Raw genomic sequence first — 14,790 nt, forward strand, 5'->3', positions numbered from 1 at the left:
TTAGAACCAAAAATTAAATCAACGACTGGTAAAATAGCGGGGTTTGACTTTGGACTCAAAACATTTTTAACTTGCTCCGATGGAACTTTAATTAGCTCACCTCAATTCCTGAAACAGTCTCTAAATGCTATCAAAAGAGCTAGTAATAACCACTCTAAAAAAGTAAAAAGGTCAAATAATCGTGAACGAGCTAGGAAGAACTTAGTTCGTAAATATGAAGATGTTTGTAACCGCAGACGTGATTGGTTTTGGAAATTAGCTAATCAATTGACAGACAAGTTTGATGTTTTATGTTTTGAAACCTTAATCCTCAAGGGTATGCAACGTCTTTGGGGTAGAAAAATATCAGACTTAGCTTTTGGAGAATTTATACAAATATTAGAATGGGTAGCCAAAAAGAAAAACAAACAACTTGTTTTTGTAGATAAGTGGTATCCATCTAGTAAAACTTGTTCTCATTGTGGGCATATTTTAGAAAAGCTAGATTTATCTGTTAGACAATGGCGTTGTCCATCTTGCAATTCTGTTAATGGACGCGATGAAAATGCCGCACGTAATATTCAAATGGTTGGGGCATCAACCATTGGGTTAGGTGATGTTAGACTGGCTACGCCAGCAATTGCTGTTTGACCCCAGAATCCCCACGCCTTTAGGCTGGGGAGTATGTCAAAACTGGATTTATGTTTTCCCCTAGCAAAACGTACCCTCTTCGACTATTGATTGTAATCAACAACACACCCTACTGAGGAGGGGATTAAGATATGGGGTGCTTCAGGTCTAGATGAAATTAATAGTTGATTCTAGTAGATTTTGTCATTAATGCATCTGGTCATATTCTGGGGCTTCAACTCGTCTTGCTTCGACGCGAGTCGAGGGCAAAAATTCCGCGCGACGTACAGGAGCTAAAGGAGGTGTAGAGCCGTGGTAAGGATGCATAACTTGGACTGTGCGGGTAGGGCGCTGCCGTGGGGAAAATAAAGCCAATACACCAGCGACTACAACACCACCGCCAATGGTGAGGGTTGCTCCTCCTACTGCCCAAATAATGGGTGAAGACCACCAAGGTTCTGAGTTTTGAGGCTGCAATAGTTCTGGGACGATTTTTTGGCTATTTTGTTGAGCTAATTGCATCTGCTGGTTATTCCAATTTTGGAATTGGAATTGCAGTTGTTGGTTTTGCGCTCTGAGCTGCTCGTTATCGCTTTTTAAACGTTCTAACTGCATATTCATCCGTTCCATTTCCACGCGCTGCTCTGGATTGGACTGGGAGGGCAGTTGAGTGGGACTAGGATAATATGGATTCATCCCATAATTCGGATACATGGGGGGTGACTGGATCATGGATGGCGCAACGTTAGTCGGCATCTGCCGAGCCGGAAAAGCAAAATTACTTTGCATGGGACTATCTGCACCCCTGAGCATTACAAGCGCCGCCAGCCCAGCTACGGCTACTCCGCCGATAAATGCCATACTTTCACTCATCGCCTTTGCTCCTCTGTCACTTGTGACTGACTCACTCTCACACTCATCATTATTCGCCTACTCAAATTCACATAACACTCAACTATAAGCGACCGAACTAGCTAGTTTTTTTACAGGCTACTGTGTGCTGTTAATATTCAAAACCATATTCGTTAAATTGTCCACCAGATCATGGTAAAAAAACAACCCTGGGAGCTTTTTTTATCAAATATTTATGCTGCTGTCATTTGTCTTAATGGCAGTTTTGAGATTTTGGCAAAATTCCGCGATCGCTTTTAGTCCCTGTTCTGGTGTACCTTCTGCTAAACGTTTAACAAATGCACTACCGACAATTGCTGCATCTGCTCCCCATTCTCTGACTTGACGAGCTTGTGCAGGTTCAGAAATCCCAAAGCCCACTCCCACAGGCTTATCTGTAATACTACGAACTTGTTGGAGTAAATCTGATACTCGTGATTCCATTTGGGTTCGCATCCCGGTGACACCTGTAACACTGACTAAATAAATAAATCCTTGGGAAGAACGCGCGATCGCTTCTATCCGTTCAGCTGAACTAGTAGGAGCCACCAACAAAGTTAAATCGATACCAATTTCACTAGCTGGTTTTAGCAACCCGGCGGCTTCCTCTAAGGGTAAATCTGGAACTACTAATCCTGATACCCCAGCAGCCGCAATTTGTTCCAGAAATTTATCAATACCACGGTGCAGAATGGGATTGTAATAAGTAAACAGGATAATAGGCGATCGCAAACTAGGAGTAGTAGCTTGCAACATTTCCAACACCGGTTCTAACTTTGTCCCTCTTTGCAAAGCACGGGTAGCAGCCGCTTGGATTACTGGCCCATCCGCCAGAGGATCGGAGTAAGGAACACCGAGTTCAATCATATCGGCTCCATTACTATCCAGAACTTGCAAAGCTGCGGCGGTGGTTGCTAAATCTGGATCTCCAGCCGTAATAAACGGAATTAGAGCGCACTCTCTATTTCTTCCCAAGGTCTCAAAGCAGTCAGAAATCGCGGTCATTTGTCAATACTTATCAGTGAGTGGTCAGTGGTCAGTTAGCAAACAATAAATAACCGACCATTGATAACTTTACACTTGACTTTGTGATTCTTGTGCGATTTCGTCTTGAATTTTTGCTAGTTCTTCGGGAGTCAGTTCATCTAGGCGTTTTTGTAGGAAGGCTTTTTCATACTGTTCCCGTTGTTCATGGTAGGTCATTTTATTTCCCACCGCGCGGAATATGTAGGAAGCCAACCAGCCCACCAAACCAGCAACTAGTAAAACTTGGCTCCAGATTCCAGCTTGTTCACCATCCAAGCCCACCAGTTGCAATCCGACATATCCCAAACCACCAGCAATAAAAACACCCAAGCCGATTCCAATTGCGTCAATACGTCGCATGAGAGTTATGACCTACCAATCTCGTTAAACTTCAATTTGTCGGGGACGGGGGCGCAGATTCACAAAAGGCGATAAAACCAACAACCCTGGCAAAAAGAAAAACACCATAAAGTACATTATGGTCCGCTCAATGGAGCTAGCAACATACCAACGCTGTTTCATGTACACCATCACAACAATGGGGATGACTAACAGGTAAGCTCCAGCCAAAGCCAGATACAGCAGGGCTAAAATCATAGATTCTTTCTCTTTAAAGTGGACAATAGCATTGAGTGCATCTATATTCCCATCATAGGCTGAACTGCTAGCCAGAGGAAAGACTAATTGTGGAGTGTTGGGGAAAAATAAGGAAAATATTTGGATATTTCTGATATGTGTGCTACAATCGCTCAGGCAGTAAAAAAAGTTGAAAAAAGCTAATTAACCCGGAAAAACAGCGAAGAAATTACAAAAGCTTCCAAATCTGGCAAGATTTTTTTCAATTTAGTTGCGTAAAAAGCATAATTACTGTTAAGATAGGCAAGACTTAATTGGATGCCTTAAAAAAGTGGCTCCCAGTAAATATGGGGGTGTGGCGGAATGGTAGACGCTACGGACTTAGAAAACTGAGCCTTGATCGAGAAATCTTTCAAGTGGAAGCTGTCAAATTCAGGGAAACCTAAATCTGTAAACAGACAAGGCAATCCTGAGCCAAGCCGACAAGACGCTGAGTTTTAAAACTCATAACTAGTCGGAAGGTGCAGAGACTCGACGGGAGCTACCCTAACGTCAAGCCGAGGGTAAAGAGAGAGTCCAATTCTCAAAGCCACAGGTAATTAAACCCGGCAGTAGCGAAAGCTGCGAGAGAATGAAAATCCGTTGATCATAATAGGTCGTGTGGGTTCAAGTCCCTCCACCCCCACTAAAAAGTGAACATACAAGCAGACCTGCCTAAAGTAACATGGGCAGGTTTAATTGTTTAAACTACTTTCCCCAGGCGTTCATCCAGGGAAGCTAGGGCGGCACCAGCAGTTTCAGCAATTATACTAATGAGACGATAGGAGGCGATCGCACTAATAATCATCGCCGCAGGAAAATAGTGCTGCAAAAGTGCGATCGCTGTCACCTCAAATACACCCAACCCCCCAGGCGCACCCGGAACCACTAAACCTAACAACCATGCAAAGCTAAACGCCCCTAGCAATAGAGGCAATTGGCTGAGATTTAAGGGAGTGAGGGCAAAAACAGTTAAAATAAACCCAGCACCCCGCAATAGTAAAAAGCCTAATTCCCCCAACAAAGGTAATACAGGATAGCGTTTAACCTTGAAAGGAATACTAGGCTGAGTATTCACAGCAGACCTTTTCACCTTTAATTTATAAACAAAGCTAATTGCTAAATTCAAAAATCGGGGATGAACGGTAAAAAGTACCACAGCCAAACTCAAAAATTGTAATATTCGTACAGCTAAACTACTATGAGTATCTGCAAATTCGCTGCCAAACACAACAATAATGATTAACGCCGCAGCCACCATCAGTAAAGGTTCTAGCAATACGCTTAAGGTAGCAGCACCAGCCGGAATATGAGCATTTTTCGCCGCCACAATTCGCCCGTAATAATGCCAGACATTACCAGGTAAATACTTGGCCATATTAGTTTTTAAGTAGACTTGAATAAATTCTCCAGATGGCACAGATTGATTTAATTCCCGGAGAATCCCAGTCCAGATCCAACCACCCCAAATATGTGCTAGTAAAGTTACGCCTGTAGCTATGGAGAGAATCGCCCATCCTACTGCATCAATTTGAATCGCTATCACTTCCGACCAGTTATCTTTGAGGGCGTTCCCTAGAAAAAATAGTGTTACTCCTAAAATTAGCCAGCGTAAAAATTGCTTATTCATTTACAAAAATTCAAATATCTTCAATACTAGAACTGGGTTAATTACTATAGCAACCGCCAAGGAAGTTAGGACAGAAACAGATCATGAAACCCTTACAATTACAGAGTTTCCAGCCTGTTCCCTGTTCCCTGTTCCCTGTTCCCTGCTATATCATAAATCTCTCTTCAGTTAGATAAAAGTCTGATTTTATTAAAAAAAATAATGTTACCTACGCTAGAGGTAAACTCATCTTTTTATTTGTAATCTTGTAAAAGTTGATTATTTCGTGATCGGGTGAGACATATCAAGATGTTAAACAACACAGATAAATGAAAACTGCTCTATTTACTAGATGTAAGGTCATTAGAGTTTTGCGTTTTATGTCCAGATTGGAGATGTAAAATTTATCCAAAATTCCCCGAAAAAACTGCTCAGATGTAATTAACCGCCTCAGATAGCAGCAAAAATTCAACTAATTTACAAGCATTTCAGGAGTGAAATTATGAAAAAAGTCATGACTTGGCTAACAAATATCCGTCCTTTGAAAATTTTAACAGTGTTCTTGGCAGCAACATTCCTCTTGATAACACAAGCGTGTAGTGGTCCAGGAATAGCGCAAGAGCCAGTACAAACTAATCCTACACAAAGTTATGAACTTAACACCCCAAAAGGTGGAATGAATAACTCTAGTTCTGTAGATCCTGGAGCCAAAGCAGATCAAAGAGCCGCAAATGCGCCGAGCAACTTTGAGCAGAAGGGTATTGATGATTCAACACTTATGTCCAGCAATTATCAGAAAGGTAAACCCTTGGATGAACAAATTAAGCAGCTTGGTGAGGATATTAAGGATTCAGCGACAGAATTAGGAGAAGGTTTGACTAAGAAAACAGAGCGCGGAGTGGAAAATCTCCAGAAAAATACTGAACGTACTGCTAAAGACTTGACTAAAAATGTCAAACGGGGCGCTGAGGACACGAAAGACGGTCTACAACGCCAAGCAAAGGATGCGGCTGACGCGGTAAAGCAAACTATAAGACAAGTTGATTAAAACTAATTGAAAGTAAAAAACCCTGGTTTATCGCATAAATCGGGGTTTCATCGTTTGAATAGGGTTGATTAACTCAAGACTGATTTTGCAAATACCAAGTTTGTAATGCTAATCGTTGAACTTCACGCCAGGGGATATTGTGGCGGCGAGCCAATTCTGCACAATCTTCATATTCTGGCTGAACGTTGGTTATAGATTTATCTTGCTTTTGTCCGTTCCATGCTACTTTTACCCGGACTGTGCCATATTCAATTTCCACTGATTGAATTTCTCGTTGTAAAATCGCACGTTGTTGGGTACTGCGGCGAATACCTAAAGTTGTGGTTTCGCGGAATAAAACTGTTTCACAAGCCAGTAAGTTTTCTGGGTGACAGATGACTGTTAGTAAAATTCCAGGACGGGATTTTTTCATTCCTATGGGTTGGGTGAAGACATCCACAGCACCAACGGCAAATAAAGCTTCAAAGACGTAGCCGAGGGCTTGGGGATTTAAATCGTCAATTTGGGTTTCCAGTACGGTGATGGTTTCTAGATTCAAGTTGGGATCTGGAGAATTATGAGTGCGATCGCCCAGCCAGAGACGTAATATATTAGGAATAGGTAAATTAATAGTTCCAGATCCCAATCCTACCTGCTTGATGGACATTGATGGTGGTGAACCAAACTCTGTAGCTAGGGTAGTGGCGATCGCCGCCCCTGTTGGTGTTACCAGTTCCTTGTCAATACCATTACTAAACACTGGACAACCGCGCATTTCCCACAACTTCAATACTGCTGGTACTGGTACAGCCATTTCACCATGAGCGGCGCGTACTGTTCCCCCACCTGTGGGCAAAGCTGAACAGTATAACCAGGGTAATCCTTGATCATTACTATCAATGCCCAACCAATCCAACCCCAAGCACGTACCCACAATATCCACAATGGCATCTACAGCACCCACTTCATGAAAATGAACCTTTTCTGGCGCAATGCCATGTACTGCCCCTTCTGCTACTGCTAGCTGGCGAAATACTGCTAAACTCCAAGCTTCTGCCCGTGATGGCAAATTAGCTTTGAGAATCATGTTTTCGATTTCTGGAAGGTGACGGCCATGATGGTGACTATGTTCGTGGTGGTGATGGTGGTGGAGTAAATCTACATGAACTTTAGTCGCTTCCTGTCCATGACGTTGCACAAGTTCGGCTCTCAGCTTATACTCTGGAGCAATTCCCAATTTATTCAGTGTTTCACTTAAATATTTTATGGGAACACCCAAACTTACTAAAGCCCCTAGACACATATCACCAGAAATTCCTGTGGGACATTGAAGATAAGCAACTTTAATCATAGATAGTAATCCTCTTTGATTGATGATAGCTTTGGTGGCGTAGCTGGATTTATTTACGTAGTTTTACTGATATTTTCGGCAAATTGTGCAGGCTGCCCCCACCAAAATCAAATATGATTCCTATAGATAGGTTAATCAAGTTAATTGTTTGATTCTGCACAATGATGTTTATATATAGCAGTTTCCAGGTAGATAAGGACGAAAACAACTAAATTGTCTAGTTTTTCTCCTAATCCCTCATCTATCGATGTCAAAATATGTGTAATGAGGAATTTGATATATTCCTTGACTTACAAGATTTCCCACCTCTTACTCAGAACTGGCTATGGCAAAAATTTTCGCTGTCCATCCTGATAATCCGCAAACTCGCCGTATAGAGGAAATAAAGTCAGCGCTCTCTAATGGCGCGGTTATGCTCTACCCTACAGACACAGTTTATGCTATTGGTTGTGATTTAAATGCCAAGTCGGCAGTGGAACGAGTGCGGCAAATTAAACAGTTAGCCAATGATAAACCATTGACATTTTTATGTCCCTCACTTTCAAATGTGGCAACTTATGCCTTTGTGAGTGATACAGCTTATCGGGTTATGAAACGCTTGATACCAGGTACTTACACATTTTTACTACCTGCTACCAAGTTAGTGCCACGACTAGTACAAAGTCCTAAGCGCAAAACTACTGGAATTCGTGTACCAAATCATCCGGTATGTTTGGCATTGCTAGCAGCTTTGGATAATCCGATTATTTCCACTTCGGCACATCTGCCACCAGATGATGAACAAGTAAAGCTAGATTTAGAACCTAGACTATCACGGGTGGAACTGTTTGACCGTTTGGATAAATTAGTAGATGTAATTATAGACACTGGAGAGGAAGCAACTTATGAGGTGTCTACAATTTTAGATTTGACGGGAGATGAACCAATGATCACAAGGCGAGGTTTAGGTTGGGAAGCAGCAATAACTTGGGTATAAAAACAAAGTGTAATTTCTCCTTTAGTTTTAGAGAAATTTTCTAGAAAGGCTCCAGTTTTGAGATCGTCATACTTATAATATCTGGCAATGGTTAAAACAGGATGGCGGTAAATATGAGTATCACAAGTCTTTTAAGCTGGCAAATATTTATGTGTCATTTTCTATGTGGTTATTTGTACAAAAAGCAACATACTACTTTTCTTGTAACTTTTTAGCTTACTTACAGTCTTAATATATGAGCAGTGCTTGCAGTGGGTTTTGAGAATGCTAAATACTTCTCTAGCCAAGACTGGTCTCATTTGCTGTATCTGCGTTGTAGTTAAGGTGCAATACCACTCGTAAAGAAAAGTCATGAAACCCAACCTTGCAAATCTACCAACTTCTCAATCCGCTTTTTTGTGCAATGTTTCGCCGACGGAATTGCTAGAGGACAATCACAATAGCTTGAGACAATTGCTGTATACAGAAATGCAAGCTCAAGTGAAGGCGACATCCAAGTGTGTACAAGCGGTATCACAGCGCATCGCTACAGAAGTTGAAAGAATATGTGATAAAAGCGCTCGTATCCAGAAGTCTGGGGAAATCCAGTCATGGCAAGTTAATTTAGCTCGGCATCGCTTGCAAAAGTGCTTGCATTACTACAAACTAGGTTCCAGACGGGGAAGAGTGGAATTACATAGTACTTTAGGTGCTATGGTTTATCGTCATGTGACGATCGCTGGTTCAGAATTGGGTTTTAATGCTCGTTATTGTCTGATTGAGGATTTTCTGCAAGCGTTTTATATCGAAGCTATCAAGGCTTTCCGGCGGGAAAATCAATTAGCGGAAGATTATCAGCCCCGGACTCAGTTACAGTTGGCAGAATATATTGCTTTTACAGAGCAGTATGCCAAACGCCGGATTAATTTACCTGGTGGGAATAATCAGCAATTGGTGATTCTCCGCGCCCAAGGTTTTGCCCGTCGTCAGCCCCAGGAAACTACTGTGGATATTGAAATGGCGGTGGAATCTGCTAGAAGTGAGGAAGCAGAGTCTTACCAGCGTAACTCGGCGGTGCAACAAATTAGATCACAGATGATTGCCCAAACGAATTTCGATCCTTCGGAGGAATCGGAGCGCGATCGCGTGATTGCGGAATTGGCAAAATACTTGGAATCTCAAGGTCAATCTGACTGTGTGGACTACCTAACGCTGAAGTTACAAGACCTCTCAGCCCCAGAAATTGACCAAATTCTCGGTTTAACTAGCCGCCAGCGTGATTATTTGCAACAGCGTTTTAAATACCACGTGGAAAAATTCGCCAAAAATCACCAATGGCAATTAGTTCATCAATGGTTAGGTGCGGGTTTAGAGCAAAAGTTGGGTTTAACTTCTGAGCAATGGGAAATCTTTGTGGGTGTATTATCTCCTGAACAACAAGAAATTTTAGAGATGAAAATTAGCCGCCAGAGTGATCAGGCGATCGCTAAAACTATAAAATGCACACCCAAACAACTACAAAAGCGCTGGACTCAAATGCTAGAAGTAGCATGGGATATTCGTAATGGTCATCATGATGTTCAAGCCAGTTAAAGGGTAATTGACTTGAACTCAAACTGGGTTAAAACTAACTAAAAGTATTCAAATTAACTGTGTATTCCGCCATTGGTAACAACCGCCAATTAGAGCTACCATCAAGTTCTAAGACGTACTCATGGTATTGCAACAAACTAGGGCGGTGTCCCACACTAATTAATGTAGTTCCTTTGGCTTTGAGTTGTTGATACAGGTTCTTTTCATTGGCTAAATCTAGCGCACTGGTAGCTTCATCTAGAATCACATAGCTAGGCATACTCAGCAGTAGTCGCGCAAAAGCCAAGCGCTGTTGTTCCCCTAAAGACAGTATATTAGCCCAGTCTAACTCGACTTCAAAGCCACCAACCCGTTCTGGTAACTCTGCTAAGTTCACCTCTTCTAAGACATGGCGCATCTTGCTTTCCAGAATATCATTGTCAGGATTGGGGTAGAGTAATTGACTCCGCAGCGAACCCAGCACCATATAAGGACGTTGGGGTAAAAACATCATTTCTGACAAAGAGGGGCGGATAATTTGACCAGTACCCGCATTCCATAATCCGGCGATCGCTCTTAATAAAGAACTCTTACCACTACCACTGTTGCCTACAATTACTAAACCTTCACCTGGCTGTAAGTTGAGTGGTAAATTACTGATCAAGGTGCGTTCGTAGTTGGGAGTCAAGAGGGTGACGCTACGCAATTCAATAGCAGAACCTTCTGTAACATCGATAGTCCTCATCCCAGGCTGCTGTTGGTCTGATGTTTCCAAAACCTCATCTAAATCACCCATCCGTTCAATACCAGCAGCAAAAGCAGTTAAACTTTCAAACTGACCCACCACCACAGATAAAGCACTAAAAATTTGACTGAAGGCGATCGCCGCTTGAGTAAATGTCCCAAATTCCGTATCCCCAGCAAAGTAAATCGGTGCTATCACCAAATAAGGTAGTGCAGAAACAAAATAATTATAGCTAGTCGTAAAAAAACCTAAATTACGTTGCCAATTTATCAATAAATTAAAATTGCTAATTGCGCGGATAAAACGCTGTTTTAGCTGAAGTATTTCTTCTGTTTCCCCTTGATAAAAAGCAATAGATTCCGCATTATCTCGCACATGAATTAGTCCATAACGAAAATCAGCTTCCCGTTTCAGTTGATTGAAATTAATGCCAATTAATCGTTGACCAATCCAAGCCGTAACCACCGTTCCCAGAACTGCATAGATTACCAGCGCCACTGATAAAGAAACAGAAATAGATAATAAAACTCCGGTGAAAGATATTAAAGTAATAACTGATGTCAAAATCAGCAATGTAAAAGATAAGCTAGTACGAGTAAATGACCTGATATCTTCAGCAATTCGTTGGTCTGGATTATCAATTTTTTGATTAAAATTAATCTGGTAATAAGCACGATTTTGGAAATATTTATCAAGAAAATGGTTTGTTAGCCACTCCCGCCATTGCAATCCCAATTTGTCTTGGAGATAGCCATACATGACCACAATGGGAGTACCGATAACCAACAACCCAGCATAAAAGCTGATAAAGCGCCAAAAAGTTGATGCATCTTGAGTTTCGGGAAACTTTGCCAGAGAAGTATTAATATTCCGGAAAATAAAACTAATACTGACATTAATGGCATTAACTGCCAATGCCAAGAGTAGTAAAATTCCTAAGAGTCCCCTAGCTTTCCATTTTTGTTCAGAAAACCAGTAAGGTTTGGCAACCTTCAAAAATTTCTGCCACAATTCAGGGTCTAATCGTTTTGGCTGTGTTGTTGTTGTACTCATCAGTCATTTTCAAATATCTAACTTTCTTTAATCATAGGTGCGATTCGCCCCTCATTTTTTTGTTCCTTTAGCAAGTAATCCTGGACACAACCCAACGCAGTTTTAATCACTGTGTAGAAAAATACAAGAATATTTTTCCCTCTGGGGATGCTAAGACTGCTTGAGTTTCTAATTTTAGAGATTAATCAGCCAGTCCCTCGGAGTCCAATATGATTTCTTTCTTTATACAGAGAATAATCTTTACAAAGAATATCAGTAGATTTTCTCCAATTCAAGTAATAAATGTGGTTAAATGTTGTTGTCAGCACCATAATGGGAGACTAATTCCATGAAGTCAAATCAAATTTCTGCCCAACGCCAGCCTCAAGAGTCCCTGTGGCGAGAACTAACGGCAGAAGAAAGCGAGAAGGTACAAGGCGGATTTGGATTTTTACTGTTTAACAGAAATAACATTCGCGGTTTACTATCTGGTTTTCTCTCTCAAATTTCTGCGCGAGTTAGAGATATAGGAGTTCAGAACATGATTACTCCTGGTAATGGTAATATTTCTGTAGAAAGAACTCAGACTACTATTATAGAAAACGGTGTGACTGTTTTTACGGAAAGAACTGAGAACATTATTACGCAATAGCCAATAGAGACAGCAGAGAGTGCTACAGGAACAGCACTAGAAAAGTCAAAGGATTTTTTTTCTCACCTTGTGGTTAACATTGCGACCCGCCAACAAATTACTTCCTCAATGGTACTTGTTGGCGGGTTTTGCTTTGGGTTGATTAGATATTTTTTTCGACTTTTGCCACTTCCAGCATAGTTTTTAAGACGGAATCTGGATTCAGACTGATAGAATCAATTCCCTGTTCTACTAAAAACTGGGCAAATTCGGGGTAATCGCTGGGTGCTTGTCCACAAATACCGATTTTGCGATGATTTTTCTTCGCAGATGCTATGGCCATTTTTACCATGCGCTTAACCGCCGGACTGCGTTCATCAAATAATCTCGCCACTAAAGACGAATCCCGATCTAAGCCTAATGTTAGCTGAGTTAAGTCATTGGAACCAATAGAGAAGCCATCAAACACCTCGGCAAACTCATCAGCCATAATCACATTACTGGGTAACTCGCACATTACATATACTTGCAAGTTGTTTACACCCTGTTTTAAATGATTTTTTGCCATTTCCGCTAAGACTAAACGCCCCTCATCGGGAGTGCGACAGAAAGGAATCATGGGGATAACGTTAGTCAAACCCATTTCGTCCCGCACTCGTTTGATAGATTCGCACTCTAAGGCAAAGGCTTCTTGATATCCTGGGTCATAGTAACGTGATGCACCCCGCCAACCTAGCATGGGGTTTTCTTCTTTGGGTTCAAATTGCTGACCACCTAAAAGATTGGCATATTCATTACTTTTGAAATCGGACATCCGCACAATTACTGGTTTAGGATAAAAAGCCGCCGCAATTCTGCCGATACCTTGGGACAATTTATCAACAAAATACTGGGGTTTATCTTCGTAAAGGGCTGTAATTTGACTAATTTTGGTTTTGACAAATCCATCATCTAGCTTGTGATAGTGAATCAACGCCATAGGATGAATTTGGATTTGGTTGGCGATGATAAATTCTGTGCGGGCTAAACCTACGCCATCATTGGGAATTGCTGATAAACTCAGGGCTTCTTGGGGATTACCCACATTCATTAAAATTTGGGTGCGGGTGCGGGGTAAGTTTTCTAAAGCAATTTCTTTAATTTCAAAGGGTAATAAGCCGGGATAAACTTTGCCTTCATCGCCTTCAGCGCCGGAAACTGTGACTTCTTGACCAGTTTTTAAAATTGTTGTGGCGTTGCTACATCCGACAATGGCGGGGACTCCTAATTCTCGCGCAATAATCGCTGCATGACAGGTGCGCCCCCCGGAGTTGGTGACAATGGCGCTGGCGCGTTTCATTATTGGTTCCCAGTCGGGGTCTGTTCTCTCGGTGACTAATACATCCCCGGCTTGGAATTGGTCGATTTTATTGACATCTAAAATTAGATTTACTTTACCTTGACTAATGGCTTCTCCCACCGCACGACCGGTTACTAGGGGATGGGGAAATTTTGCTTGTTTATCTGTGTTGAGAAAATGATAACTCCGCAATAGGTTCTCTGTTTTTTGGGACTGGACTGTTTCGGGTCGGGCTTGGACAATAAATAGTTGATTGGTAATGCCGTCTTTTGCCCATTCGATATCCATTGGGGAGTAATTACCGTGGGTTTGGGAATAATGGTCTTCTATTAAACAAGCCCAATTTGCTAGTTGGAGAATTTCTGGATCACTCAGGGCAAATTTGCCTTGTTCTCCGGTGGAGACGGGGACGTTTTTGGTAAATTTTGAGCCGTCATCGTAGATCATTTTGAGTTCTTTGCTGCCCAATTTTTTATCGATAATGGGGCGGAAACCTGCTTTTAAAGTGGGTTTAAAGACATAGTATTCATCTGGGTTGACGGTTCCCTGAACGACGTTTTCCCCTAAACCGTAGGCGGCGGTAATTAGGGCTGCATCTTTAAAGCCGGTTTCGGTGTCGATGGAAAACATGACTCCAGAGGTGGCTAGGTCAGAACGCACCATTTTTTGGATGCCGACGGCGAGGGCAATGCTAAAGTGATCAAATCCTTTGGTGTGGCGATAGGAAATGGCGCGGTCGGTGAATATGGAGGCGAAGCATCGATGACAAGCTGCTAATACTCCTGGAACACTGGTGACATTTAAGTAACTTTCTTGCTGTCCGGCAAAACTTGCATCGGGGAGGTCTTCGGCTGTGGCGCTAGAACGGACGGCGACATCTGTATCTGTGTTGTATTGTTCGCAGAGTTGCAGATATGCTGTGGCGATCGCATCCCGTAATTCTACTGGAAAGGGTGTGTGCATGAGTAGCGATCGCGCTTTTTGTCCCCGTAACCGCAAATTTGTCATATCCTCTACATCCAAGTCCGCAAATAGTTCACGTAATTGGGCTTCTAATCCGGCTGACTGGATGAAATAGCGATAAGCATAAGCAGTGGTCGCAAATCCCGTGGGAACGTTAACCCCTTGGGGTGTCAATTCTTGAATCATTTCCCCTAGAGAGGCATTTTTCCCTCCTACTAACGGGATATCAGCAATCCCAACTTTATCAAACCAGAGAATGAGCGATCGCCCTTGATCAGATTGAGTCAATGTGTTCGGAGATACCTTAACCATCTGTATTACCTCTCAAGTAGACGCTCTGGTTGTCAGTTTCTGATTACTAGGATATTTTCCCTATGTTTTATTCTAGATTTAAGATTTGGTATCGTGCTATCAGATGTAACATT

13 protein-coding genes are annotated in these 14,790 nt (G+C 42.0%); 5 read left to right on the forward strand and 8 right to left on the reverse strand.

The window, feature by feature from the left end:
- On the forward strand, positions 1 to 630 hold a 630-nt coding region (locus VB620_RS16095), incomplete at its 5' end, for an RNA-guided endonuclease InsQ/TnpB family protein (protein ID WP_323197170.1).
- A gap of 186 nt (positions 631 to 816) precedes the next feature.
- Here VB620_RS16095 and VB620_RS16100 read toward each other — a convergent pair.
- The 5 genes from VB620_RS16100 to VB620_RS16120 form a co-directional block, all read right to left on the reverse strand.
- Entirely contained in the window at positions 817 to 1,482 is a 666-nt protein-coding gene (locus VB620_RS16100; RefSeq protein WP_323197171.1) for a heterocyst differentiation related protein, read from the reverse strand.
- 204 nt (positions 1,483 to 1,686) lie between these two features.
- Positions 1,687 to 2,505, reverse strand: coding sequence for a tryptophan synthase subunit alpha (gene trpA / locus VB620_RS16105; protein WP_323197172.1), 819 nt, complete (start codon positions 2,503 to 2,505; stop codon positions 1,687 to 1,689).
- Between the two features lie 69 nt (positions 2,506 to 2,574).
- The gene (locus VB620_RS16110) at positions 2,575 to 2,886 is read right to left on the reverse strand and encodes a DUF3007 family protein (RefSeq protein WP_323197173.1); all 312 of its coding nucleotides are present in this window, start codon (positions 2,884 to 2,886) and stop codon (positions 2,575 to 2,577) included.
- 24 nt (positions 2,887 to 2,910) lie between these two features.
- Positions 2,911 to 3,150 carry an NAD(P)H-quinone oxidoreductase subunit L gene (ndhL, locus tag VB620_RS16115; RefSeq protein WP_407674245.1) on the reverse strand — a complete coding sequence of 80 codons (240 nt, stop codon included), beginning with the start codon at positions 3,148 to 3,150 and terminating at the stop codon, positions 2,911 to 2,913.
- A 694-nt stretch (positions 3,151 to 3,844) separates the two neighbouring features.
- Positions 3,845 to 4,771 (reverse strand): lysylphosphatidylglycerol synthase domain-containing protein, encoded by a 927-nt coding sequence (locus tag VB620_RS16120; protein WP_323197175.1) that lies wholly within the window; start codon positions 4,769 to 4,771, stop codon positions 3,845 to 3,847.
- A 481-nt stretch (positions 4,772 to 5,252) separates the two neighbouring features.
- On the opposite strand from VB620_RS16120, the gene VB620_RS16125 reads away from it, so the two are divergent.
- Positions 5,253 to 5,798: a hypothetical protein gene (locus VB620_RS16125; protein WP_323197176.1), complete on the forward strand. Its 546-nt coding sequence runs from the start codon at positions 5,253 to 5,255 to the stop codon at positions 5,796 to 5,798.
- 73 nt (positions 5,799 to 5,871) lie between these two features.
- Here VB620_RS16125 and larC read toward each other — a convergent pair whose 3' ends face one another.
- Positions 5,872 to 7,128: a nickel pincer cofactor biosynthesis protein LarC gene (gene larC / locus VB620_RS16130; RefSeq protein WP_323197177.1), complete on the reverse strand. Its 1,257-nt coding sequence runs from the start codon at positions 7,126 to 7,128 to the stop codon at positions 5,872 to 5,874.
- Positions 7,129 to 7,453: 325 nt separating this feature from the next.
- Between larC and VB620_RS16135 the strand changes: the two genes are divergently transcribed.
- Positions 7,454 to 8,104 (forward strand): L-threonylcarbamoyladenylate synthase, encoded by a 651-nt coding sequence (locus VB620_RS16135; RefSeq protein ID WP_323197178.1) that lies wholly within the window; start codon positions 7,454 to 7,456, stop codon positions 8,102 to 8,104.
- Positions 8,105 to 8,455: 351 nt separating this feature from the next.
- Positions 8,456 to 9,676 carry a HetZ-related protein gene (locus VB620_RS16140; RefSeq protein WP_323197179.1) on the forward strand — a complete coding sequence of 407 codons (1,221 nt, stop codon included), beginning with the start codon at positions 8,456 to 8,458 and terminating at the stop codon, positions 9,674 to 9,676.
- 34 nt (positions 9,677 to 9,710) lie between these two features.
- On the opposite strand, the gene VB620_RS16145 is transcribed toward VB620_RS16140, so the two are convergent.
- The gene (locus VB620_RS16145; RefSeq protein ID WP_323197180.1) at positions 9,711 to 11,453 is read right to left on the reverse strand and encodes an ABC transporter ATP-binding protein/permease; all 1,743 of its coding nucleotides are present in this window, start codon (positions 11,451 to 11,453) and stop codon (positions 9,711 to 9,713) included.
- A gap of 328 nt (positions 11,454 to 11,781) precedes the next feature.
- On the opposite strand from VB620_RS16145, the gene VB620_RS16150 reads away from it, so the two are divergent.
- On the forward strand, positions 11,782 to 12,084 hold the full coding sequence (locus tag VB620_RS16150) for a hypothetical protein (RefSeq protein WP_323197181.1): 303 nt from the start codon (positions 11,782 to 11,784) through the stop codon (positions 12,082 to 12,084).
- A 142-nt stretch (positions 12,085 to 12,226) separates the two neighbouring features.
- Here the strand turns inward: VB620_RS16150 and ppsA are convergent, their stop codons facing one another.
- Positions 12,227 to 14,677, reverse strand: coding sequence for a phosphoenolpyruvate synthase (gene ppsA / locus VB620_RS16155; RefSeq protein WP_323197182.1), 2,451 nt, complete (start codon positions 14,675 to 14,677; stop codon positions 12,227 to 12,229).
- Between the last annotated feature and the right edge of the window lie 113 nt (positions 14,678 to 14,790).

The sequence above is a fragment of the Nodularia harveyana UHCC-0300 genome, from assembly GCF_034931085.1.
Taxonomy (GTDB): Bacteria; Cyanobacteriota; Cyanobacteriia; order Cyanobacteriales; family Nostocaceae; genus Nodularia; species Nodularia harveyana.